At 54.5% G+C, this 22,281-nt stretch carries 21 protein-coding genes; 11 read left to right on the forward strand and 10 right to left on the reverse strand.

What is annotated here, in order from left to right; all coding sequences use genetic code 11:
- The first annotated feature begins 75 nt into the window (after nt 1-75).
- The gene (cysE, locus tag WM46_RS20290) at nt 76-897 is read left to right on the forward strand and encodes a serine O-acetyltransferase (RefSeq protein ID WP_022646641.1); all 822 of its coding nucleotides are present in this window, start codon (nt 76-78) and stop codon (nt 895-897) included.
- A 78-nt stretch (nt 898-975) separates the two neighbouring features.
- Here the strand turns inward: cysE and trmL are convergent, their stop codons facing one another.
- From trmL to WM46_RS20315, 5 genes are all read right to left on the reverse strand, one after another.
- Nucleotides 976-1,452 carry a tRNA (uridine(34)/cytosine(34)/5-carboxymethylaminomethyluridine(34)-2'-O)-methyltransferase TrmL gene (gene trmL / locus WM46_RS20295; RefSeq protein ID WP_102603144.1) on the reverse strand — a complete coding sequence of 159 codons (477 nt, stop codon included), beginning with the start codon at nt 1,450-1,452 and terminating at the stop codon, nt 976-978.
- 39 nt (nt 1,453-1,491) lie between these two features.
- Nucleotides 1,492-2,679 (reverse strand): FMN-dependent L-lactate dehydrogenase LldD, encoded by a 1,188-nt coding sequence (gene lldD / locus WM46_RS20300; protein ID WP_102603145.1) that lies wholly within the window; start codon nt 2,677-2,679, stop codon nt 1,492-1,494.
- Nucleotides 2,676-3,452, reverse strand: a complete 777-nt coding sequence (gene lldR / locus WM46_RS20305) for a transcriptional regulator LldR (protein ID WP_102603146.1) — start codon at nt 3,450-3,452, stop codon at nt 2,676-2,678. Before lldR ends, lldD begins: the two co-directional genes overlap by 4 nt.
- The gene (gene lldP, locus WM46_RS20310; protein WP_042998602.1) at nt 3,449-5,104 is read right to left on the reverse strand and encodes an L-lactate permease; all 1,656 of its coding nucleotides are present in this window, start codon (nt 5,102-5,104) and stop codon (nt 3,449-3,451) included. Before lldP ends, lldR begins: the two co-directional genes overlap by 4 nt.
- Nucleotides 5,105-5,358: 254 nt before the next feature.
- The gene (locus tag WM46_RS20315; RefSeq protein WP_061075924.1) at nt 5,359-5,721 is read right to left on the reverse strand and encodes a YibL family ribosome-associated protein; all 363 of its coding nucleotides are present in this window, start codon (nt 5,719-5,721) and stop codon (nt 5,359-5,361) included.
- A gap of 287 nt (nt 5,722-6,008) precedes the next feature.
- On the opposite strand from WM46_RS20315, the gene WM46_RS20320 reads away from it, so the two are divergent.
- On the forward strand, nt 6,009-6,215 hold the full coding sequence (locus tag WM46_RS20320) for a hypothetical protein (RefSeq protein ID WP_102603147.1): 207 nt from the start codon (nt 6,009-6,011) through the stop codon (nt 6,213-6,215).
- 15 nt (nt 6,216-6,230) lie between these two features.
- Here WM46_RS20320 and mtlR read toward each other — a convergent pair whose 3' ends face one another.
- From mtlR to mtlA, 3 genes are all read right to left on the reverse strand, one after another.
- On the reverse strand, nt 6,231-6,821 hold the full coding sequence (gene mtlR, locus WM46_RS20325; protein WP_102603148.1) for a mannitol operon repressor MtlR: 591 nt from the start codon (nt 6,819-6,821) through the stop codon (nt 6,231-6,233).
- A complete protein-coding gene (gene mtlD / locus WM46_RS20330; protein WP_102603149.1) occupies nt 6,821-7,966 on the reverse strand; it encodes a mannitol-1-phosphate 5-dehydrogenase in 1,146 nt (381 codons plus the stop codon). The genes mtlR and mtlD overlap by 1 nt, the downstream gene beginning before the upstream one ends.
- A gap of 136 nt (nt 7,967-8,102) precedes the next feature.
- A complete protein-coding gene (gene mtlA, locus WM46_RS20340) occupies nt 8,103-10,016 on the reverse strand; it encodes a PTS mannitol transporter subunit IICBA (protein WP_102603151.1) in 1,914 nt (637 codons plus the stop codon).
- Nucleotides 10,017-10,548: 532 nt separating this feature from the next.
- Here mtlA and WM46_RS20345 point away from each other — a divergent pair.
- From WM46_RS20345 to aldB, 7 genes are all read left to right on the forward strand, one after another.
- Nucleotides 10,549-10,911, forward strand: a complete 363-nt coding sequence (locus WM46_RS20345) for a DUF3302 domain-containing protein (RefSeq protein WP_061077957.1) — start codon at nt 10,549-10,551, stop codon at nt 10,909-10,911.
- A 2-nt stretch (nt 10,912-10,913) separates the two neighbouring features.
- The gene (locus WM46_RS20350) at nt 10,914-12,050 is read left to right on the forward strand and encodes an HlyD family secretion protein (RefSeq protein WP_061075929.1); all 1,137 of its coding nucleotides are present in this window, start codon (nt 10,914-10,916) and stop codon (nt 12,048-12,050) included.
- A 72-nt stretch (nt 12,051-12,122) separates the two neighbouring features.
- Nucleotides 12,123-12,731, forward strand: coding sequence for a glutathione S-transferase (locus tag WM46_RS20355; RefSeq protein WP_061075930.1), 609 nt, complete (start codon nt 12,123-12,125; stop codon nt 12,729-12,731).
- A 98-nt stretch (nt 12,732-12,829) separates the two neighbouring features.
- Nucleotides 12,830-14,221: an L-seryl-tRNA(Sec) selenium transferase gene (gene selA, locus WM46_RS20360; protein ID WP_102603152.1), complete on the forward strand. Its 1,392-nt coding sequence runs from the start codon at nt 12,830-12,832 to the stop codon at nt 14,219-14,221.
- The gene (gene selB, locus WM46_RS20365; RefSeq protein WP_102603153.1) at nt 14,218-16,065 is read left to right on the forward strand and encodes a selenocysteine-specific translation elongation factor; all 1,848 of its coding nucleotides are present in this window, start codon (nt 14,218-14,220) and stop codon (nt 16,063-16,065) included. The genes selA and selB overlap by 4 nt, the downstream gene beginning before the upstream one ends.
- Nucleotides 16,066-16,250: 185 nt before the next feature.
- Nucleotides 16,251-17,402, forward strand: a complete 1,152-nt coding sequence (gene yiaY / locus WM46_RS20370) for an L-threonine dehydrogenase (RefSeq protein ID WP_061075933.1) — start codon at nt 16,251-16,253, stop codon at nt 17,400-17,402.
- A 252-nt stretch (nt 17,403-17,654) separates the two neighbouring features.
- Nucleotides 17,655-19,187, forward strand: a complete 1,533-nt coding sequence (aldB, locus tag WM46_RS20375) for an aldehyde dehydrogenase AldB (protein ID WP_042323250.1) — start codon at nt 17,655-17,657, stop codon at nt 19,185-19,187.
- A 46-nt stretch (nt 19,188-19,233) separates the two neighbouring features.
- Here the strand turns inward: aldB and WM46_RS20380 are convergent, their stop codons facing one another.
- Nucleotides 19,234-19,548 (reverse strand): hypothetical protein, encoded by a 315-nt coding sequence (locus WM46_RS20380; protein WP_061075934.1) that lies wholly within the window; start codon nt 19,546-19,548, stop codon nt 19,234-19,236.
- Between the two features lie 189 nt (nt 19,549-19,737).
- On the opposite strand from WM46_RS20380, the gene WM46_RS20385 reads away from it, so the two are divergent.
- Both WM46_RS20385 and WM46_RS20390 read left to right on the forward strand, forming a co-directional pair.
- Nucleotides 19,738-20,064, forward strand: coding sequence for a DUF3302 domain-containing protein (locus WM46_RS20385; RefSeq protein WP_102603154.1), 327 nt, complete (start codon nt 19,738-19,740; stop codon nt 20,062-20,064).
- Nucleotides 20,065-20,066: 2 nt separating this feature from the next.
- Complete coding sequence (locus WM46_RS20390; RefSeq protein WP_102603155.1) at nt 20,067-21,203, forward strand: HlyD family secretion protein; 1,137 nt, start codon at nt 20,067-20,069, stop codon at nt 21,201-21,203.
- Here WM46_RS20390 and WM46_RS20395 read toward each other — a convergent pair.
- A complete protein-coding gene (locus WM46_RS20395) occupies nt 21,200-22,174 on the reverse strand; it encodes a LysR family transcriptional regulator (RefSeq protein ID WP_102603156.1) in 975 nt (324 codons plus the stop codon). The genes WM46_RS20390 and WM46_RS20395 overlap by 4 nt on opposite strands.
- Nucleotides 22,175-22,281 lie beyond the last annotated feature (107 nt).

The raw sequence follows: 22,281 nt of genomic DNA on the forward strand, positions 1-22,281 counted from the left end.
AAGGATCCGTTTTTAAAAAATGACCCGGCCCGCGAAGAACGGGCCGGTCGTTAGCCTCATTACCTGGAGCCCGCAATGCCGTGTGAAGAACTGGATATCGTCTGGAACAATATAAAAGCCGAAGCCCGCGCTCTGGCAGACTGTGAGCCTATGCTGGCCAGTTTTTACCACGCAACGCTACTCAAGCATGAGAATCTGGGCAGTGCGCTAAGCTACATGCTGGCGAACAAACTGGCATCGCCCATTATGCCCGCCATAGCGATCCGTGAAGTGGTCGAAGAAGCGTATGCGGCAGACCCGGAAATGATCGCCTCAGCAGCCTGTGATATTCAGGCCGTCCGCACGCGTGACCCGGCGGTCGATAAATACTCCACTCCGCTTTTGTACCTGAAAGGTTTTCATGCCTTGCAGGCCTACCGCATCGGCCACTGGCTGTGGAATGAAGGTCGTCGCGCGCTGGCAATCTTCCTGCAAAACCAGGTCTCCGTGACGTTCCAGGTGGATATTCACCCGGCGGCGAAGATTGGTCGTGGGATCATGCTCGATCATGCCACCGGCATTGTCGTCGGTGAGACGGCGGTGATCGAAGATGACGTGTCAATCCTGCAATCGGTCACCCTCGGCGGGACCGGTAAAACCAGCGGCGATCGTCATCCCAAAATTCGTGAAGGCGTAATGATTGGCGCGGGGGCGAAAATCCTCGGCAATATCGAAGTCGGACGTGGCGCGAAAATTGGTGCCGGTTCCGTGGTGTTACAGCCCGTTCCGCCGCACACCACCGCCGCAGGCGTCCCGGCGCGCATTGTCGGTAAGCCAGACAGCGATAAGCCGTCCATGGATATGGATCAGCATTTCAACGGGATACACCATACTTTCGAGTACGGCGACGGTATCTGATCTCTTGCCCGGTGGCGCAGCGCTTACCGGGCCTACAAAACCGCAGGTCGGATAAAGCGACAGCCGGCATCCGACAATTCAAAGTGTGCGCAAGACTGCGCCAGGATATCCCAGCTGGCGCCACGCCTCATACACCACCACCGACACGGCATTTGACAGGTTCATACTGCGGCTGTCCGGCATCATCGGAATACGGATTTTTTGTTCAGCGGGCAGGGCATCGAGAATGCTGGCTGGCAGACCGCGCGTTTCCGGACCAAACATCAGATAATCACCATCCTGATAACTCACCGCACTGTGTGCAGGCGTACCTTTCGTGGTGAGGGCAAACAGGCGCTGCGGGTTTTCTGCGGCGACAAAGGCGTCATAATCATGATGGCGCTGGACGGCGGCGAACTCGTGATAATCCAGACCGGCACGGCGCAGGCGCTTGTCGTCCCAGGTAAAGCCCATCGGCTCAATGATATGCAGACGAAAACCGGTATTGGCGCAAAGGCGAATGATGTTGCCCGTGTTCGGCGGGATTTCTGGTTCAAATAAAACGATGTTAAACATGCTGCCCCCTTAATGACGGGGGGCAGAATAGCACTTTCACTACGCCGCATCACCCTGCGCCAATGAGGCCAGCGCGGCAGGCAGTTTGGTAAGCTCTTGCACCAGTGAATCGCGGCTGATTTCGCTGATAGATTTCGTACCGGTCAGCGTCATGGCAACCTTCATCTCTTTTTCGATCAGATTCAGCAGATTGGCCACACCGGCCTGACCCGCCGTCGCCAGCGCATACAGATATGCACGGCCCAGCAGGACGGTGTCGGCACCCAGCGCAATCATCCGTACCACGTCCAGCCCGTTACGGATGCCGCTGTCCGCCAGAATGGCGATATCGCCTTTCACCGCATCGGCAATAGCGGGCAGGGCGCGCGCGGAAGAGAGCACGCCGTCTAACTGACGACCACCGTGGTTAGAGACCACAATCCCATCGGCGCCAAAGCGAACGGCGTCGCGGGCGTCTTCCGGATCGAGGATCCCTTTGATCACCATCGGGCCATCCCAGAACTCCCGGATCCACTCAAGGTCCTTCCATGAAATTGACGGATCAAAGTTGTTTGCCAGCCAGCCGATGTAATCTTCCAGCCCGGTCGGTTTGCCGAGATAAGTGGAGATGTTGCCGAGATCGTGTGGACGACCGTTCAGACCGACGTCCCAGGCCCACTGTGGATGAGTGACTGCCTGCCAGTAGCGACGCAGCGCGGCATTCGGACCGCTCATCCCGGAGTGGGCGTCACGATAGCGCGCCCCCGGCGTTGGCATATCGACCGTAAAGATCAGCGTTGAACAGCCCGCCGCTTTTGCGCGTTCCAGCGCATTACGCATGAATCCACGGTCGCGCAGAACATACAACTGGAACCACATCGGACGGTTCATGGTTGGCGCGACTTCTTCTATCGGGCACACGGAGACGGTGGAAAGGGTAAACGGGATGCCTTTCGCATCGGCTGCCGCGGCGGCCTGCACTTCGCCGCGGCGGGCATACATGCCGCACAGCCCGACCGGCGCCAGCGCCACCGGCATCGACAGTTTTTCGTTAAACAGCGTGGTTTCCAGGCTCAAGTCAGACATGTTTTTCAGCACGCGCTGGCGTAGCGCCACGTCCGATAAGTCTTCCACGTTACGACGCAGGGTATGCTCCGCATACGCGCCGCCGTCGATGTAGTGAAACAGGAACGGGGGCAGAATGCGCTGGGCTGCGGCGCGATAATCGCTGGCGGCTGAAATAATCATGCTTTGTTCTCCCTGGGGTTTTCATTGTGGTCGCCGGGCAGACGGGTAATGCGCGCCTGGCGGGCCTGGTCTTCATCAAATTGTTTAATGGTGGTATGGACGAAACTGAGGTGCGCCATCATCGCCTTACGCGCGCCGTCGGCGTCGCCCGCGAGAATGGCATCTAATACGGCCTGATGTTGCTCCGTCAGCCGGGAAAAGACGGGTGGAACGAGATACATGCGTTGTCGGCTTTGCTTCACCGACGAATGCAGCACGTCGAAGAACCCGCGCATCGTTTGTAACAGCACCACGTTATGCGAGGCTTCGGCGATAGCCAGATGAAAACGAACGTCGGCCTGTGAGGCGAGATCCGGGTCTTCGCTGAGCGTGGCGTCAAAGCAGAGTTTGATTTTCTCTTTGTCGGCCGTGGTGGCGCGCATCGCCGCATGCCAGGCCGTACTGGCTTCGATGGCGTGTCGGGCTTCGAGAATATCGAAACTGTAATCCGGGTCGTCGGCCATCAGGGTTTTCAGTGGCTGAACGATGTTTTGTTCAGACCACTCTTCATGCTGCCAGCGGACAAACGTGCCGCCGCCGCGACGGCTGAGTAGCACGCCTTCGCTGACGAGCTTTGCCAGCGCTTCGCGCAGCGAGTTGCGCGAGACGCCAAGCTGTACCGCCAGCTGGCGCTCGGCGGGCAATTTCATGCCCGCTTCCAGCTGTTGTTCTTCAATCAGCGCCCGCACACGAGAGGCAACCTCGTCTGACAGGCGTCTGGGCATCACGATCATGGAATCATCCAGGTTAAGACGTAAGCCTGAAGCGTGGTGATAACGCCCACCATGCAGGTGAAAATCAGGCTGTGTTTGACGGTAAAACGGAACAGATCCGACTCTTTGCCGACCAGTCCGACCGCCGCACAGGCGATGGCGATGGACTGCGGCGAAATCATTTTGCCGGTGACGCCACCGGTGGTATTGGCCGCCACCATCAGCACATCGGACACGCCGATTTGCTGTGCGGCAGTCGCCTGCAGGGCGGCGAACAGCGCGTTAGATGAGGTATCTGAACCGGTCAGGAACACCCCCAGCCAGCCGAGGAATGGCGAGAAGAAGGTAAAGGCGCTGCCCGTGTGCGCCAGCGCTAACGCCAGCGTCGAGGAGAGCCCGGAATAGTTGGAGATAAACGCAAAGGCCAGCACCATCCCGATGGAGTAGATCGGCAGCGCCAGTTCCTTCAGCGTGCTGCCGAAGGTCTGAATGGCCGCGGAAGGCTTCATCTTCAGCCAGACGATGGACAGCAGCGCGGCGAACAGGATGGCGGTGCCGGTCGCGGAGAACCAGTCAAATTTATACACTGCCGCGTAGGCGGTGGCTTCGTGCACCACGGGCGGCATGCGGGCAACCAGTTTGTCGAGGAACGGGACCGGGATGTTAATCACCCAGTCGTACAGCGCGCCGCCGGGAGCGAACAGGGCTTTAAACGGCGGCACGCTCCAGAGGGTCACGGTGGCCGTCAGGAACAGGAACGGTGACCAGGCGCGAACAACCTGTCCGGCGGTATAGTTCGTGCGTGCCAGCGTCTGATCAACCTGCGATGCGCCCATATCGCCAAAGCGGAAGATGCGAACCGGCTGCCAGCGTTTCAGGAACAGCGTCAGACAAACCAGCGACACCAGCGAGGAGATGATGTCCGGCAGTTCAGGGCCGATAAAGTTGGAGCTGAGGTACTGGGCAATAGCAAACGAACCGCCCGCCACCATGACCGCAGGCCACGTCTCTTTCACGCCGCGCCAGCCGTCCATAATCGCCATGATCCAGAACAGCACGATAATCGTCAGGAACGGTAACTGACGACCAACCATCTGGCCGATTTCAAAGCTGTCGAGTCCGGTCACCTGGCCGGCGACCAGAATCGGGATCCCCATGGCGCCAAACGCCACGGGCGCGGTGTTGACGATCAGGCACAGTCCGGCGGCATACAGTGGGTTAAAGCCGAGACCTACCAGCAGCGCGGCGGTGATGGCAACGGGGGCACCGAATCCCGCCGCGCCTTCGAGGAAGGCGCCAAATGAGAAGCCGACGATCAGCATTTGCAAACGCTGGTCAGGGGTAATCGACAGAATGGACGAGCGGATGATGTCGAACTGCCCGGTTTTCACCGAAATTTTGTAGACAAACACCGCGGCGATAATGATCCAGGCAATCGGCCATAGACCGTAGAAGAAACCGTACACCACCGAGGCCAGTGCATGATCGACCGGCATTTTGTAGAACAGCAGCGCCACGGCCAGCGCAATCACCACCGTCCACGAGGCGGCAACATAGCCTTTCAGCTTGAGCTTAATCAGCGCGAAAAAGAAAAACAGAATCGGGAGCGATGCGATCAGACTGGAAAGCCAGATGTTACCGGCCGGATCGTAGTTTTGTTGCCAGAGATTCATTGCAGGTCTCCTGAGGACCACACGCACAATGTAATGAGTCTGTGCTCATCTTTTCGTCACATTATGTGTAAAAGTGGTCCTGCCAATATTGTAGTGTAGGGATAATGACAACGAATAGTTAATCAAATGTTATTTATTGGCAACGGCAGTGTAGGCTTAAATTAATGAATTGTGAACCAGTGGTCGTAACAGAAGGGGATTGGTAGGGCCAATTAAGGAAGGACCGGACAGCGGACGTGCTGCCCGGTATAAAATCAAAACTCGGTTTTAGCGAAGCCTGTCATCTCTTGCAGGCCCATTTCGCGGCCTAAGGCCGTCATCGGATGAACCACCACCAGACCGCGCACGCTTTTCTTCAGCTTGCCCATATCGGCCTGCTCTTTTTTGGTGATCGCACGACGGTACGGCAGGTTCATCAGTTTCTGCGCCTCTTTGCTCAGTTTCTGGCTGTGAACGTCACGCAGACGGGCGATTTCTGCTTCCAGCGTGGCTTTCTCTTTTTCCAGCTCAGCGTATTTATCGGCGGCTTCAACCAGGGACAGATCGGCCTGCTGGTGGCGGATAGCGTCGAGGCGATCGCTCAGACGTTTGATTTCGTTTTTTTCGACTTCTTTCATGGGATGGCTTCTGATAGAAATAAGGTGAATGGCCTATAGTATGCGCGCAGAGCGGGTTTATTCACAACTAATGGGATAATAATAATCAAATGCTGCGAGTATTTATTTGCTAACTATTTTTCTAATGGACTGATTAATTAAGAATTTTAGACAATAACAGGATCATGTAAGAGATAATTTGCCGCCGACGGATTAAGCACGTTTTCCTTAATATCATAACGCGGACGATCCTACACTAAAATTAACCGTTGCGCTTAAGCCCGACGGGAACGCATGGAGGATATAACATGGCAAAAATAGGCGAGAATGTTCCGCTTCTGATTGATAAAGCTGTGGATTTTATGGCCTCAAGTCAGGCCTTCAAAGAGTATCTGAATAAAATGCCTGAGCGTGATGACGTTCCGAGCGAAGTGCCTGCAGAAAATGCGCAGATGTACCTGCAACGACTGAATTATTATCGGCGCCTGTATCAACCCGTGCAGGAAAAGGAGTAGCAGGCAGGGAGAGGCCTACTTCTGGAAGGCTTTTTTTAAGCTGATTTTAGAAATCAGCTCAGTCAGGGAGAGAACCATCGTCGAGCGCACCGCTTGCTGGTAGCGCTGGATTTGCATGGCGTACAAACTGGGGTCGGCGGCGTCAAACTGCGGCGGTGGCGGCAGCGCCAGTACGCAGTGCAGTTCACCGAACGGCCCGAGAATCTCATCATCCGTAAAGGCATACTCATTGCCGTCATGATTCATCTCTTCGCGCATCGCCATCAGCAGCTCCGCGTCTTCATATTCAGGACGACTCAGGACGCCCAGACCGTAGATCAGTTTCAGGCGCACAGACAGATCGCCCAGCGGTCCGTCGCCGTCGAGTAACGGTTCTACAGCGTACTTCACTGCGTAGTCATCTTTGCGAAACACCTGAAGCACCAGAATGTTTACCGCCTCGGTGAGTAACTCCACGGCGGTGATCAGGAAGCTCCGTACGGTTTTGCCAGCATTCAGACGCTCAAGCACACGATTTTCAAAGGCCTGGGTTTGTTCCATTATTGCCTGCATATCTGACAATCTATTAATCAGGCGCAGGGGCTCCTGCGCCAGTTCCTGCAGCATTACTTTGCGTTATATGCGCTAACGGCCTCGACAACGACATCGCTGTTGATATCCAGCCCGGAAATCTGGGCAAGCGCAGCCTGTGGGCCTTTCTCGGCGATCAGCGCAGCCAGCTCCTGCGCCTGCGGATCGTCTTCGCTACGGAAGTGCATGGCGGCAGCAATCCCTTTGACCAGGTTAGCGTGCGGCAGATGGTATTCCAGCGTACCCAGCAACGGTTTGATTAAACGGTCACCCGCGCTCAGTTTACGCAGCGGCTGGCGGCCAACGCGCTCAACGTCATCTTTCAGATACGGGTTTTCAAAACGACCGAGGATTTTCTGAATGTATGCCGCATGTTTGTCGGCATCAAAACCGTAGCGTTTGATCAGCACCGCGCCGCTCTCTTCCATCGCCCCTTTGACCACAGCGCGGATTTTCTCGTCGAGAATCGCGTCGCGGATGGTCTGATGACCGGTCAATTTTCCGAGGTACGCGGTTATAGCATGCCCGGTGTTCAGCGTGAAGAGTTTACGTTCGACAAATGCCATCAGGTTATCAGTTAATTCCATTCCCGGGATGTTCGGCAGCTCGCCTTTGAACTGGGTCTGGTCAACGATCCACTCGCTGAAGGTTTCGACAGTCACTTCCAGCGGATCGTGGGTCGCAGAAGCTGACGGCGGCACGATGCGGTCAACGGCGGAATCCACGAAGCCGACATGGGCTTCAACCCAGGCTTTGTCGTCTTCAGCCAATGCATTCAGCACATGGCCTTTCAGTTGAGTGGTGCCTCGTACCATGTTTTCACAGGCGATGATGTTCAGCGGGGTGGTGATCCCTTGCGCTTTGCGTTTGACCAGGCCTTTGGCGATGGCCGGAGCGATGCGCTCCAGCACGACCGGGCCAACGGCTGTGGTGACCAGGTCAACCTGCGCGATCAGCTCAACAACGTCATCGCCAATGCTGCTTACCGCGTTGACGCCAGTCACGGTATCCACCTGCTCGTTTTCACCCACAACGTGAACCTGGTAGCTATGACGGGCATTCAGGGCGTCGAGCACGACCTGATTTACATCAGCGAATGTCAGTTGTATCCCCGCGTCCGCCAGCAGTTTGCCGATAAAGCCACGACCGATATTACCTGCGCCAAAATGTAATGCTTTCATAGTAGTAACCTTCATTAATGTTTTTACCCGAGAGGGCTGGGGTGAGGGGAAATCTGTTGATCCCTCACCCAAACCCTCTCCACAAGGGAGAGGATTGGGTCGGCCCGATAAGCGTAATGCCATCGGGCCACGGGGTTTACTTACGACCCGCCAACAGCGCCAGCACTTCATCCACGCTGGTGGTGTTAGCCAGGCGTTCGATGACGGATTCGTCATCCAGCGCGTTGGTCAGGCTGGTAATCACTTGAATGTGCTCGTTGTTGCGAGCGGCGATACCGATCACCAGACGGGCGATGTCGTCTTCTTCTTCACCGAAGCGAACGCCTTGTGGGTACTGGCAGAACACGACGCCGGTTTTCAGTACGCGGTCTTTCGCTTCAACTGTACCGTGCGGAACGGCGATAGACTCACCCAGATAGGTTGGGGTCAGTTTCTCACGTTCCAGCATCGCATCGACATATTCTGGCTCAACGTAACCGCCTTTCACCAGTTGCTCACCAGCGAAGCGAATCGCTTCTTCTTTGGTCGTTGCCGTACGTCCGAGGAAGATATTCTCCGCACCCAGTTTGAACAGGTTGTTATCCCCTTCATCAAAGCTGTCTTTCAGGCTGTCGCGGACTTTGACTTCATTGTCAGTGTGGCGCTGCGCGGCAACCAGACGCTCGGTCAGGCTGGAGTACAGGCCGCTGTCGAGGAAGTTGGTCAGCGAAATATGCTGCGCCTGCGGTACCTGACGCATCGCACGTTCGGTGAGATCGCGGTGGGTGATGACCAGGTCAACATCCGATGGCAGGTTGTTAATCGCGCTGTTGGTGACCGAGATCTGGCTCAGACCTGCATCCTGCACTTTCTTACGCAGTACGCCGGCGCCCATTGCGCTGGAACCCATACCAGCATCACAGGCAACGATGATTTTACGCACGTGGCTCAGGTCGTTGGTGACATCGCCAGCAGACAGCGGAGTACCGCCTTTGGATTCTGCTTTCATGTCATGCATACGGCGGGTCGCCGCTTCAATGTCATCATCTTCTTTCACTTTGCTGGTTTTCAGCAGAATGGCAGAGACAACGAAGGAGACCGCCATTGCCGCACAGATTGCCGCGATGTTAGCGAAGTAGGCGCCTTTCGGCGTCATCGCCAGCACAGCCAGGATAGAACCCGGAGACGCCGGAGAAACCAGACCGCCGTTCAGGATAGTCAGCGTAAACACGCCAGTCATACCGCCGAGGATAACGGCGAGGATCAGACGCGGGTTCATCAGCACATACGGGAAGTAAATTTCGTGGATACCGCCCAGGAAGTGGATGATTGCCGCACCGCCTGCAGACTGTTTAGCGCTACCGCGACCAAAGAACATGTACGCCAGCAGAACACCCATCCCCGGACCCGGGTTGGCTTCAATCAGGAAGAAGATGGATTTACCCAACTCATGGGACTGCTGAATGCCCAGAGGTGAGAAGATACCGTGGTTGATGGCGTTGTTCAGGAACAGGATTTTCGCCGGTTCAACGAAGATAGACGCCAGCGGCAGCATGTCATGGACAACCATGAAGTTAACGCCTGCAGCCAACACTTTCGACAGAACTTCAACTGCTGGACCAATGCCGAGGAATGCCAGAATGGCGAGGATCATACCGATGATGCCAGCGGAGAAGTTATTCACCAGCATCTCAAAACCGGATTTGATCTTACCGTCTACCCAACCATCGAAATGTTTGATTGCCCAGCCGCCCAGAGGACCGGCGATCATCGCACCGAGGAACATCGGCATGTCTGCGCCGACGATAACGCCCATGGTGGTGATTGCACCCACCACGCCGCCGCGTTCGCCACCCACCAGTCTACCGCCGGTATAACCGATCAGCAGCGGCAGGAGATAGGTGATCATTGGGCCGACCAGCTTCGCCAGCGTTTCGTTTGGCAACCACCCTGTCGGAATAAATAGTGCGGTGATAATACCCCACGCGATAAACGCGCCGATATTTGGCATCACCATATTGCTGAGGAATCGACCAAAGCTTTGCACCTTGATCTTAATATCGGATGACATAAAAACACCCCTTCTTATGTTTGCTGTCGCGCAGGCTGGAAGCCCGAGGTTTTGTTAATGTAGCGGCAGAGGTAGCCGGACCCTGTAGATATATTGCGAAATCTGGCACTGAATCGTTAAGCTGTCCAGTCAGCGACCTTTAATGTGATTTGTGTCACATAAATATAGGGGGTAGGGAGGTAATTGATGTGATGTTAATCACAAAATGACTGTGTAAAAAAACAACAAACCGCCGTTATAAACCATTAATGGCATAAATTTGTGATATGGCTCACGTTTTATATTTGCCTGTTTGTTGAATGTTTGTGATCTGAATCACAAGAAATCGTCATCCGGATTTGTCCCGATGTGATCCTGGGCAGATTCCTCTCGTCGTCACATGGCCTGATGTCATTAAGTAACCATCTGGCGCGAAAAATAGTCTTTGGCGTGATGGCGAAAATGCATAACTCCAATTATGTTCAAATCATCAGCCAAATTGCATTCGGCTGCCTGCAATAAAAACTCAAATGGGCGTGAAGTCGAGGCGGATATGTTTCTAAATTATTTCGCGTTGGGTGTGCTGATCTTTGTCTTTCTGGTGATCTTTTACGGCGTGATTGCCATCCATGATATCCCCTATTTAATTGCGAAGAAACGCAACCACCCGCATGCCGATGCTATTCATACCGCAGGCTGGGTGAGCCTGTTTACGCTCCATGTGATCTGGCCGTTTTTGTGGATTTGGGCAACCCTCTACCAACCGGAACGCGGCTGGGGAATGCATAATCACACCACGCCGCCGGGACAAGAGCCCGATCCTGAAATTGCCGCGTTATCCGCGCGTATTACACAACTCGAGAAAAAACTGGCCGAAGTAAAAACGGCTGACAATACGACGTTTCCGGAGATTTAATCATGGATCTGTTGATTGTATTAACCTACGTAGCGCTGGCGTGGGCAGTATTCAAAATATTCCGCATTCCGGTCAATCAATGGACGCTGGCGACGGCGGCTTTAGGCGGCGTATTTCTGGTCAGCGGCCTGATCCTGTTAATGAATTATAACCACCCGTACACCTTTACTGCGCAAAAAGCCGTTATTTCTATTCCCATTACGCCGCAGGTTACCGGAATTGTCAGCGAGGTGACGGATAAAAATAACCAACTGATTAAAAAGGGGGAAGTGCTGTTTAAACTCGACCCGGTTCGCTATCAGGCGCGCGTGGACAGGCTACAGGCCGATCTGGTGACCGCAACGCACAATATCCAGACGCTCAAGGCCCAACTGGCCGAAGCGCAGGCCAATACGACGCGGGTCTCTGCGGAGCGTGATCGGTTGTACAAAGATTATCAGCGTTACCTGAAGGGCAGTCAGGCAAAGGTGAATCCCTTCTCAGAAAGCGATATTGATACGGCGCGGCAAAACTATCTGGCGCAGGATGCGCTGGTGAAAGGGTCAGTGGCTGAGCAGGCGCAAATTCAAAGCCAGTTAGACAGCATGGTTAACGGCGAACAATCGCAGATTGTCAGCCTGCGGGCGCAACTGACAGAGGCCAAATATAATCTTGATCAGACCATTATTCGCGCTCCCAGCAACGGCTATGTCACCCAGGTACTGATCCGACCTGGTACCTACGCTGCTGCGCTGCCGCTGCGTCCGGTGATGGTCTTTATCCCGGAACAAAAACGACAGATTGTCGCCCAGTTCCGGCAGAACTCGCTGCTTCGCCTTGAACCTGGTGACGACGCGGAGGTGGTGTTCAACGCGCTGCCCGGACAGGTTTTTCACGGCAAGTTGACCAGCATATTGCCCGTGGTGCCGGGCGGTTCGTATCAGGCGCAGGGGGCATTACAGTCTCTGACGGTGGTGCCCGGGACCGATGGCGTCCTGGCGACGATTGAACTGGACCCGAATGCCGATGTGGATGCGTTGCCTGACGGCATCTACGCGCAAGTGGCCGTTTATTCCGACCATTTCGCCCATGTTTCGGTTATGCGCAAGGTGTTACTGCGCATGACCAGTTGGATGCACTACCTTTATTTGGATCATTGAGAGCGCCGTCACCTGCCTTTTCCCGCCGTGTGCGCCATACTCATTGTTTTGTGTTGGCGAAAAGGACTGATCATGAAACTCATTGGTAGCTACACCAGCCCGTTTGTACGAAAGATTTCGATCCTGCTGCTGGAAAAAGGCATCACGTTCGAATTTGTTAATGAACTGCCCTACAACGCGGAAAACGGCGTGGCGCAGTACAATCCGTTAGGTAAAGTACCGGCGCTGGTGACTGACGATGGCGAGTACTGGTTCGATTCGCCGATTATCGCCGAATACATTGAACTGCTGGATATTGCGCCAGCGATGCTACCGCGTGAATCGAAGGCCTCGCTGAAAGTCCGACAGCTTGAGGCGCTGGCCGATGGGATTATGGACGCCGGTCTGGTGTCAGTGCGCGAACAGGCGCGTCCCGCCGCGCAGCAATCGGAAACCGAACTGTTGCGCCAGCGCGAGAAAATCAACCGCAGTCTGGATGCGCTGGAAGGGTACCTGGTGGACGGGACGATTAAACCTGACACCGTCGATCTGGCGACCATCGCCATTGCCTGCGCGGTGGGCTATCTCAACTTCCGCCGCGTCTCACCGGGCTGGTGCGTGAGCCGACCTCACCTGGTCAAGCTGGTGGAGACATTGTTCCAGCGCGAGAGTTTTGCCCGCACTGAACCCCCAAAGGCTTGATTCATATTCTGTCCGTCCGGGCAATCTCACGTTACAATCCCCTCTATGTCGATATCCCTCTCCGTTGTGGGGAGGGTCACCAGCAGCCAGGCCTTTTCATGACGACCGAAACCCGTTCGCTCTACAGTCAGCTTCCCGCCATTGATCGCTTATTGCGTGAAAGTGAATTTCTTACCCTGCGTGAGACTCACGGGCATACCCGTGTCGTTGATCTGCTTCGTCAACTGCTTGATGAAGCAAGAGAGGTGATACGCGACACGCAGGCGTTGCCAGCGTGGTGTGAAGACTGGGCGCAGGAGGTGAACCTTCGGCTGGAAAAAGAGGCCCAGAGTGCGCTGCGTCCGGTTATTAACCTGACGGGCACGGTGTTGCATACGAATCTGGGGCGCGCCTTACAGGCCGAAGAGGCCGTCGCGGCTGTCGCGCAGGCCATGCGCTCGCCGGTGACGCTGGAGTATGATCTGGACGGTGCGGGGCGTGGGCATCGCGACCGTGCGCTGGCGGAATTGCTGCGCCGTATCACCGGCGCGGAAGATGCCTGTATTGTGAATAACAACGCGGCGGCGGTGCTGCTGATGCTGGCCGCCACCGCTGCCGGTAAAGAGGTTGTGGTATCTCGTGGTGAACTGGTGGAGATTGGCGGCGCGTTCCGTATCCCGGATGTGATGCGTCAGGCCGGGTGTACGCTACATGAAGTGGGAACCACTAACCGGACGCATGCCGATGACTATCGTCAGGCGGTGAATGAAAACACCAGCCTGCTGATGAAGGTGCATACCAGTAATTACAGCATCGAAGGCTTTACCCACTCTGTTGATGAAACGGAACTGGTTCAGATTGGCCAGGCGCTGGATATCCCGGTGGTGGCCGATCTCGGCAGTGGTTCGCTGATTGATTTGAGCCAGTACGGCCTGCCGAAAGAGCCAATGCCGCAGCAGTTGATTGCTGCGGGTGTCAGCCTGGTGAGCTTCTCGGGCGACAAGCTGTTGGGCGGTCCGCAGGCTGGGATCATCGTCGGTAAGAAAGAGATGATTGCACAATTGCAGCGTCATCCGCTTAAACGTGCGCTGCGTGCGGATAAAATGACCCTTGCCGCGCTGGAAGCGACATTGCGTCTGTATCTCCACCCGGAAGCGCTGGTTGAAAAACTGCCGACGCTGCGCCTGTTGACCCGACGCAAAGAGGCGATTCAGTCTCAGGCGGAGCGGCTGCTGGCGCCGCTGGCCGCGCACTATGGCGCGGAGTTTGCGGTGAGCGTACAGCCCTGCCTGTCGCAAATCGGCAGTGGCTCTTTGCCGGTTGATCGGCTCCCCAGCGCGGCATTAACCTTTACACCGCACGACGGCCGTGGAAGCCGTCTTGAAGCCCTGGCGACCCGCTGGCGTGAGCTACCGGTTCCGGTTATCGGCCGGATTTACGAGGGCCGACTGTGGCTGGATTTACGCTGTCTTGAAGATGAGACCCGGTTTATGGAGATGTTGTTGAAATGATTATTGCGACCGCCGGACATGTCGACCACGGGAAAACGACGCTGCTGCAGGCCATTACCGGCGTGAATGCCGATCGCCTGCCGGAAGAGAAAAAACGCGGCATGACCATCGACCTGGGCTATGCCTACTGGCCGCAGCCGGACGGGCGCGTGCTGGGCTTTATCGATGTTCCCGGTCACGAGAAGTTTCTCTCAAACATGCTGGCGGGCGTGGGCGGAATCGATCATGCGTTGCTGGTGGTGGCCTGCGACGATGGCGTAATGGCGCAAACGCGCGAACACCTGGCGATTCTGCAATTGACCGGGAATCCAACGCTGACGGTAGCGCTGACCAAAGCCGACCGTGTGGATGATACGCGGGTGCAGGAGGTTCAACAGCAGGTGGAGGATGTCCTGCGCGAGTATGGCTTTTCGCAGGCGACGCTATTTGTGACGGCCGCGAATGAAGGCCGCGGGATTGAGGTGTTACGCGAACATTTGCAGCAACTGCCCGCCCGCGAACACGCTCGGGATCAGTCGTTCAGACTGGCTATCGACCGTGCCTTTACCGTAAAAGGCGCCGGGCTGGTAGTGACCGGCACCGCGCTGAGCGGTGAAGTGAATGTCGGGGATACGCTGTGGCTGACCGGCGTGAACGCATCAGTGCGCGTGCGCGGACTTCACGCGCAAAACCAGGCGAGTGAGTATGCTCATGCCGGGCAGCGCATCGCGCTGAATATCGTCGGCGATGCTGAAAAAGAGCAGCTTAACCGGGGTGACTGGCTGCTTTCAGACGCCCCGCCTGAGCCGTTCACGCGGGTGATTGTCGCGCTGGAAAGCCATGTTCCGCTTACGCAGTGGCAGCCGCTACATATTCACCATGCGGCGAGTCATGTGACCGGGCGGGTATCGCTGCTGGAAGATAACCTGGCGGAACTGGTGTTTGATACGCCCCTGCTGCTGGCCGATAACGACCGTCTGGTGCTGCGGGATATCTCCGCGCGCGCGACGCTTGCCGGGGCGCGGGTGGTTGCACTTAATCCGCCACGTCGCGGTAAACGTAAACCAGAGTATCTGCAATGGCTGGCGTCGCTGGCGGCGGCGAAAGATGACGGTGCCGCGCTGGCTGTACACCTGCAACGCGGGGCGGTCAATCTGCCCGACTTTGCGTGGGCGCGCCAGTTAAATGGCGACGGTATGCGTTCGCTTATTCACCAGCATGGATTTATTCAGGCAGGCTACAGCTTGCTGAATGCGGAAGTTGCCGCGCGCTGGCAGCGCAAAATTCTCGACACGCTGGCGACTTACCATGAACAACATCGCGATGAGCCAGGTCCGGGGCGCGAACGCCTGCGCCGTATGGCGCTGCCGATGGAAGATGAAGCGCTGGTGCTGTTGTTGATTGAACAAATGCGCGACAGTGGCGATATTCACAGCCACCATGGCTGGTTGCATCTGCCGGATCACAAGGCCGGATTTACTGACGAACAGCAGGCTACCTGGCTTAAGGCCGCGCCGTTATTTGGTGACGAGCCCTGGTGGGTCCGCGATCTTGCTCGTGAAACCGCGACCGAGGAGCAGACCATGCGTCTGGTGTTGCGGCAGGCCGCGCAGCAAGGGATGATTACGGCGATCGTAAAAGATCGTTATTACCGCAACGATCGCATTGTGGCTTTCGCCAGCATGATCCGCGAACTGGATCAGGAAAAAGGCTCAACCTGCGCTGCGGATTTTCGCGATCGGTTAGGCGTAGGGCGAAAGCTGGCGATTCAGATTCTGGAATATTTTGACCGGATTGGTTTTACGCGTCGCCGTGGAAACGATCATTTGTTACGTGATGCGTTATTATTTCCGGCAAAGGAATAGTACAATTTATTTAAAATAAAAATGAATTGATACAATAAATAGTTTGAAACGAAAAGAGCCCATTAATTTGTAGCCTAATGTGCTCTTTTATTTTTTCATTAAATAAATGACCACTGTGATCATATTTTCTCCTGTGATTCGTTCGTATGCTGCAACCCCTTCTGAAACTATTAAGGATTGAGCATATGGCTGCTTCAACATTTTATATTCCCTCTGTGAATATAATAGGGGCTGATTCATTAAAAGATGCAATGAATGCTATGGCGGAATATGGTTTTCGTCGGACGTTAATTGTCACGGACAGTGTGCTGACGAAATTAGGCATGGCGGGTGATATTCAAAAAGCATTGCAGGAACAGGATATTTTCAGCGTTATATTTGATGGCACGCATCCTAATCCGACGACGATAAATGTCGCTGACGGCCTGAAAATCCTGAAAGATAATGACTGTGACAGCGTTATTTCACTGGGCGGCGGTTCTCCACATGACTGTGCCAAAGGGATTGCGCTGGTGGCCGCGAATGGGGGAGATATTCGCGATTATGAAGGCGTTGATCGCTCGGCAAAACCGCAGTTGCCGATGATTGCGATTAACACCACGGCAGGGACGGCGTCTGAAATGACGCGTTTCTGCATCATCACTGACGTCGATCGTCACATCAAAATGGCGATTGTGGATAAACACGTCACGCCGTTGCTTTCGGTGAATGACTCTTCACTGATGATCGGCATGCCAAAATCGCTGACGGCGGCGACCGGCATGGATGCGCTGACCCATGCGATTGAAGCCTATGTCTCTGTGGCCGCCACGCCGATCACCGATGCCTGCGCGCTGAAAGCCGTAACCATGATTTCTGACAATCTGAGCATCGCCGTGGAATCAGGCGGCAATGTGCATGCGCGTGAAGCGATGGCTTATGCGCAGTTCCTGGCGGGGATGGCCTTCAATAACGCGTCATTAGGCTATGTCCACGCGATGGCGCACCAGTTAGGCGGTTTCTATGACCTGCCGCACGGCGTGTGTAATGCCGTCCTGCTGCCGCACGTTCAGGTGTTCAACAGCCAGGTGGTCGCAGCGCGTCTGCGTGACTGCGCGGCAGCAATGGGCGTGCATATCGCGGGGATGACCGACGCCGAAGGTGCCGAAGCCTGTATCAATGCGATCCGCACCCTGGCGCGGCAGGTGAATATCCCGGCGGGCCTGCGCGATCTGGGCGTGAAAGAAGAAGATATTCCGGTGCTGGCGGCCAATGCATTGAAAGATGCCTGCGGTCTGACCAACCCAATCCAGGCCACGCACGACGAGATTATGGCAATCTATCGCGCGGCGATGTAATTCGTTTACCTGACACTCTGGCTTGCCGATCGGACGGGATTTGCAGGCCAGATAATATCCTCCGATAAGCTGATCACGTCACCCCACCGCCACGGCGTAATCGACAACAAACCGCACATCAACACCGAGATGTTTCACTCCTTGAAATAGCCTTACAGATAACGTGACCGTAGTCGTAAAGCTGTCACACCCTGGCGAGAAAATCGCCAGCGCAGACTACCCTTGTTATACCCCTGGAACAAGGAGACGATCATGACTAATAATCCCCCCCGTATTCAGCCCGGCGAGTATGGTTTTCCCCTGAAGTTAAAGGCCCGTTACGATAACTTTATCGGTGGTGACTGGGTTGCCCCGAGTGACGGCGAGTATTACCAGAACCTGACGCCCGTTACCGGGCAACTGTTATGCGAAGTGGCTTCTTCCGGTAAAAGGGACATTGACCTGGCGCTCGACGCGGCCCACAAGGTGAAAGATCAGTGGGCACATACTTCTGTTCAGGATCGGGCAGCGATTCTGTTCAAGATTGCCGACCGTATGGAGCAGAACCTCGAACTGCTGGCGACGGCAGAAACCTGGGATAACGGTAAGCCGATCCGTGAAACCAGCGCGGCGGATGTCCCGTTGGCAATCGACCATTTCCGCTATTTCGCCTCCTGTATTCGCGCCCAGGAGGGCGGGATCAGTGAAGTGGATAGCGACACCGTGGCTTATCACTTCCACGAACCGCTCGGCGTGGTCGGACAAATTATCCCGTGGAACTTCCCCTTATTGATGGCGAGCTGGAAAATGGCGCCCGCACTGGCGGCAGGAAACTGCGTAGTGCTTAAACCTGCGCGCCTGACGCCGCTGTCCGTTTTACTGCTGATGGAAGTGATTGGCGATCTCCTCCCGCCTGGCGTGGTGAACGTAGTGAACGGCGCGGGTGGTGAGATTGGCGAGTATCTGGCAACCTCGAAGCGCATTGCCAAAGTGGCATTCACCGGCTCGACGGAAGTCGGGCAGCAGATCATGCAATACGCCACGCAGAATATCATCCCGGTCACTCTGGAGCTGGGCGGGAAATCACCGAACATTTTCTTCGCCGACGTGATGGACGAAGAGGATGCCTTTTTCGATAAGGCGCTGGAAGGTTTTGCGCTCTTTGCCTTTAACCAGGGCGAGGTGTGTACTTGTCCGAGTCGCGCGCTGGTGCAGGAATCCATCTACGAACGCTTTATGGAGCGCGCCATTCGCCGGGTAGAAAGTATCCGCAGCGGGAACCCGCTGGACAGCGTGACGCAAATGGGGGCGCAGGTCTCTCATGGGCAGATGGAAACTATTCTGAATTACATTGATATCGGTAAGAAAGAAGGGGCGGATGTCCTGACCGGCGGGCGGCGTAAGCAGCTTGAAGGTGAACTGAAAGACGGCTATTACCTCGAGCCGACCATCCTGTTTGGTAAGAATAATATGCGCGTGTTCCAGGAGGAGATCTTTGGCCCGGTACTGGCGGTGACTACGTTCAAAACAATGGACGAGGCGCTGGAGCTAGCCAACGACACCCAGTACGGCCTCGGTGCGGGCGTCTGGAGTCGTAACGGTAACCTGGCGTATAAAATGGGACGCGGTATTCAGGCAGGACGCGTGTGGACCAACTGCTACCATGCTTACCCGGCTCATGCGGCCTTTGGCGGCTACAAGCAGTCGGGGATCGGCCGAGAAACTCACAAGATGATGCTGGAGCACTATCAGCAGACAAAATGTTTACTGGTGAGCTACTCCGATAAACCGCTGGGACTCTTTTAACTGACCGCGTTATGCCCGATGGCGCTTTGCTTATCGGGCATAACGATTAATCCATCACCTTAACCTGTAACGGACGGAAACGGCTGTAGACCCACAGTCCCAGGCAAGCAATCGACCCGATGAAAACGGTGAACAGTACGGTGATAAACACACCGCTGAACAGTGCGGCAGGAATCGCCAGTACACCATGCACGGGTTGATCGTTCCATTTCACCAGGTCGAAGCCGAAGAGACTCAAAACGCCACAAATAAAACTGAAAGATATCATTGGGATACCAAGGCCAATAAGTAATAAACGGTAAATAGTGGCCGCTTTGATGCGCTTAAGGCTGACGGTGGATGAGGTTTCCGCGTTGTTCATTTTTGTTCCCTTGTATTGATGTTAAAACATAATAAACTGCGACGTGCATAAAAAACAACATACTAAAAAACGTACTGTATATAAAAAAGCATATGTTGATATATAAATATGAGAATTGCAGGACATCTGGTCATTCCACTATCATTCTTAAACTCTTTTTTCTTTTTGATTCTATTCTCTGGGAGGAATATGTTTCTCGATTATTTTGCGCTTGGAGTGCTGGTTTTTGTATTCCTCGTCATTTTCTACGGGATTATTATTTTACATGATATTCCCTATTTAATTGCGAAAAAACGCAATCATCCTCATGCCGATGCTATTCATGTTGCGGGGTGGGTGAGTTTGTTTACATTACATGTTATCTGGCCTTTCTTGTGGATTTGGGCCACGCTCTATCGTCCGGAACGCGGGTGGGGAATGCAAAATCCTGAATCTGGCGTTATACAACTCCAGGAGCGCATTGCCGGGTTGGAAAAACAACTGGCTGACCTGAAATCCTCCTCTGGTGAGTATTAATTATGGATTTACTGATTATCCTGACCTATGTGGCTTTCGCATGGGCGATTTTTAAGATCTTTAAAATTCCCGTTAATAAATGGACGATACCGACGGCGGCGTTGGGCGGCATATTTATTGTCAGCGGTTTAATTTTATTAATGAATTACAACCACCCCTATACGTTTAAAGCGCAAAAAGCGGTGGTGTCTATTCCTGTTGTTCCGCAGGTCACCGGTGTAGTAATTGAAGTGACGGATAAGAAAAATACGCTGATTAAAAAAGGTGAAGTGCTGTTCCGGCTTGATCCCACGCGCTATCAGGCCAGGGTGGATCGTCTGCTGGCGGATATTGTGACGGCGCAATATAAGCAGCATGCGCTGGGCGCCGAACTGGATGAAATGGCCGCTAATACGCAGCAGGCAAAAGCCACGCGAGACAAGTTCGCGAAAGAGTATCAGCGCTATGCGCAAGGGAGCCAGGCGAAGGTGAATCCGTTCTCTGAGCGCGACATTGACGTCGCACGGCAGAACTACCTGGCGCAAGAGGCTTCGGTGAAATCGTCAGCGGCGGAGCAACAGCAGATTCAAAGTCAGTTAGACAGTCTGGTGTTGGGAGAGCACTCGCAAATTGCCAGTCTGAAAGCGCAATTGGCCGAAGCGGAATATAACCTTGAGCAGACTGTTGTTCGCGCGCCGAGCGATGGCTATGTAACCCAGGTGCTGATTCGTCCGGGAACCTATGCCGCCTCGTTGCCTCTGCGCCCGGTGATGGTATTTATTCCTGCTCAGAAGCGGCAAATTGTTGCGCAATTCCGCCAGAACTCGTTGCTGCGACTGGAACCCGGCGATGAAGCGGAAGTGGTATTCAATGCCCTGCCAGGCAAGGTATTCAGCGGTAAGTTGGCTGCCATCAGTCCGGCGGTACCTGGCGGGACGTACCAGTCTACCGGGACGTTACAGTCGTTGAATACGGTACCGGGGTCGGAAGGTGTTATTGCCACGATCGAGTTGAACGATCATGCTGATTTAAGTGCCTTACCGGATGGGATCTATGCGCAGGTGGCGGTCTACTCTGACCATTTCAGCCATGTCTCAGTCATGCGTAAGGTATTGTTACGCATGACCAGTTGGGTACATTACCTCTATCTCGATCATTAATTATCGTTGACTGAGGGTTGCTCAGGACGCAGCAGTTGCGTCCGGGCAAGCTGGTTGCGGATTTCACGTAGCATTTCATCCAGTACATACTGAACTCGCCAGGGCTGGTACTCCCGCTTGCGGAAGATCGCGACCAGGTCCAGCCACCACTCGTGCTGTTCTGAAAAGCAAGGAACCAGCGTTCCGGCCTTCAGATCGTTTTGCACGCTTTCGTTTGGCGCAAACACGATGCCCAGATGGTTACGCGCCAGTTCCAGCGCCGACTGGGTATTGTCACAAACGTAATTCCCCGTCACGCGATAATCCCGCATTTCTTTACTGCCGGCGCTGTTGAAGCGCCAGATGTTGGCGTCGTCAATCATCATGGAATCGATCAGAATGCAGGAGTGATGCTCAAGGTCTTCAGGTCGACGTAGTGGGTGCTTTTCAAGGTAAGTTGGGCTGGCAAAGGCCGTCACTGCGTATTTGGTAATAAAACTGGCAACCAGCGATTCATCTTTCGGGTGGGCATAGGTGATTAACACGTCACAGTCGTCAGGAAACTCGACGCCTTCATAAAAGGCTTTTGGCTCAAGGTTGCAGGTTTTCAGCGACAAAGAGATGTCGCCAATATCTTTAATTCTGGCGATAACCTGTTTCGATAAGTAAGCGATGATGCCTGTCGGCGCGTACACCGTTACTCGCCCTCGCTTTTCGTGTTTATAATCAGCAATGAAATGATTTAGCTGCGCGTTTCGGTCGAGCATATCATTAATGTAGGGCAGAAGCGCCGCGCCAAAAGGAGTCAGCGTCAGCTGCCGGGTCGTCCGGTCAAAAACCTTAAGGCCGACTTTTGATTCAAAATCAGCAAGATATTTGCTGACGTTGGCCTGGGCGATGCCGAGAACAGTCGCGGCATGACTGATGTTTTCACTGGCGGCAATGACCGAGATGATCTTTAATTCCCGATGCTTGAGTTGTAATTTATTCATCGCAGCAGCCCAATATATATAAGTTTTTATATATTACTATATAAATATGTGCCTTGCACCGAAGAATTTGTAAGCATTATTATTCCGACGCTTTGTGGCTTATTTTA

It is taken from the genome of Citrobacter freundii complex sp. CFNIH2, from assembly GCF_002880615.1.
In the GTDB taxonomy this organism is placed as follows: Bacteria; Pseudomonadota; Gammaproteobacteria; order Enterobacterales; family Enterobacteriaceae; genus Citrobacter_A; species Citrobacter_A amalonaticus_F.

Coding starts and splice junctions, on each gene's coding strand:
- WM46_RS20320 (WP_102603147.1), top strand. CDS start 6,009: ATGGCAAAAATAGGCGAGAATGTTCCGCTTCTGATTGATAAAGCTGTG.
- WM46_RS20355 (WP_061075930.1), top strand. CDS start 12,123: ATGAAACTCATTGGTAGCTACACCAGCCCGTTTGTACGAAAGATTTCG.
- selA (WP_102603152.1), top strand. CDS start 12,830: ATGACGACCGAAACCCGTTCGCTCTACAGTCAGCTTCCCGCCATTGAT.
- WM46_RS20380 (WP_061075934.1), bottom strand. CDS start 19,548: ATGAACAACGCGGAAACCTCATCCACCGTCAGCCTTAAGCGCATCAAA.
- WM46_RS20385 (WP_102603154.1), top strand. CDS start 19,738: ATGTTTCTCGATTATTTTGCGCTTGGAGTGCTGGTTTTTGTATTCCTC.
- WM46_RS20390 (WP_102603155.1), top strand. CDS start 20,067: ATGGATTTACTGATTATCCTGACCTATGTGGCTTTCGCATGGGCGATT.
- aldB (WP_042323250.1), top strand. CDS start 17,655: ATGACTAATAATCCCCCCCGTATTCAGCCCGGCGAGTATGGTTTTCCC.
- mtlR (WP_102603148.1), bottom strand. CDS start 6,821: ATGCTGCAGGAACTGGCGCAGGAGCCCCTGCGCCTGATTAATAGATTG.
- selB (WP_102603153.1), top strand. CDS start 14,218: ATGATTATTGCGACCGCCGGACATGTCGACCACGGGAAAACGACGCTG.
- mtlA (WP_102603151.1), bottom strand. CDS start 10,016: ATGTCATCCGATATTAAGATCAAGGTGCAAAGCTTTGGTCGATTCCTC.
- lldR (WP_102603146.1), bottom strand. CDS start 3,452: ATGATCGTGATGCCCAGACGCCTGTCAGACGAGGTTGCCTCTCGTGTG.
- cysE (WP_022646641.1), top strand. CDS start 76: ATGCCGTGTGAAGAACTGGATATCGTCTGGAACAATATAAAAGCCGAA.
- WM46_RS20395 (WP_102603156.1), bottom strand. CDS start 22,174: ATGAATAAATTACAACTCAAGCATCGGGAATTAAAGATCATCTCGGTC.
- yiaY (WP_061075933.1), top strand. CDS start 16,251: ATGGCTGCTTCAACATTTTATATTCCCTCTGTGAATATAATAGGGGCT.
- WM46_RS20345 (WP_061077957.1), top strand. CDS start 10,549: ATGTTTCTAAATTATTTCGCGTTGGGTGTGCTGATCTTTGTCTTTCTG.
- WM46_RS20315 (WP_061075924.1), bottom strand. CDS start 5,721: ATGAAAGAAGTCGAAAAAAACGAAATCAAACGTCTGAGCGATCGCCTC.
- trmL (WP_102603144.1), bottom strand. CDS start 1,452: ATGTTTAACATCGTTTTATTTGAACCAGAAATCCCGCCGAACACGGGC.
- lldD (WP_102603145.1), bottom strand. CDS start 2,679: ATGATTATTTCAGCCGCCAGCGATTATCGCGCCGCAGCCCAGCGCATT.
- mtlD (WP_102603149.1), bottom strand. CDS start 7,966: ATGAAAGCATTACATTTTGGCGCAGGTAATATCGGTCGTGGCTTTATC.
- lldP (WP_042998602.1), bottom strand. CDS start 5,104: ATGAATCTCTGGCAACAAAACTACGATCCGGCCGGTAACATCTGGCTT.
- WM46_RS20350 (WP_061075929.1), top strand. CDS start 10,914: ATGGATCTGTTGATTGTATTAACCTACGTAGCGCTGGCGTGGGCAGTA.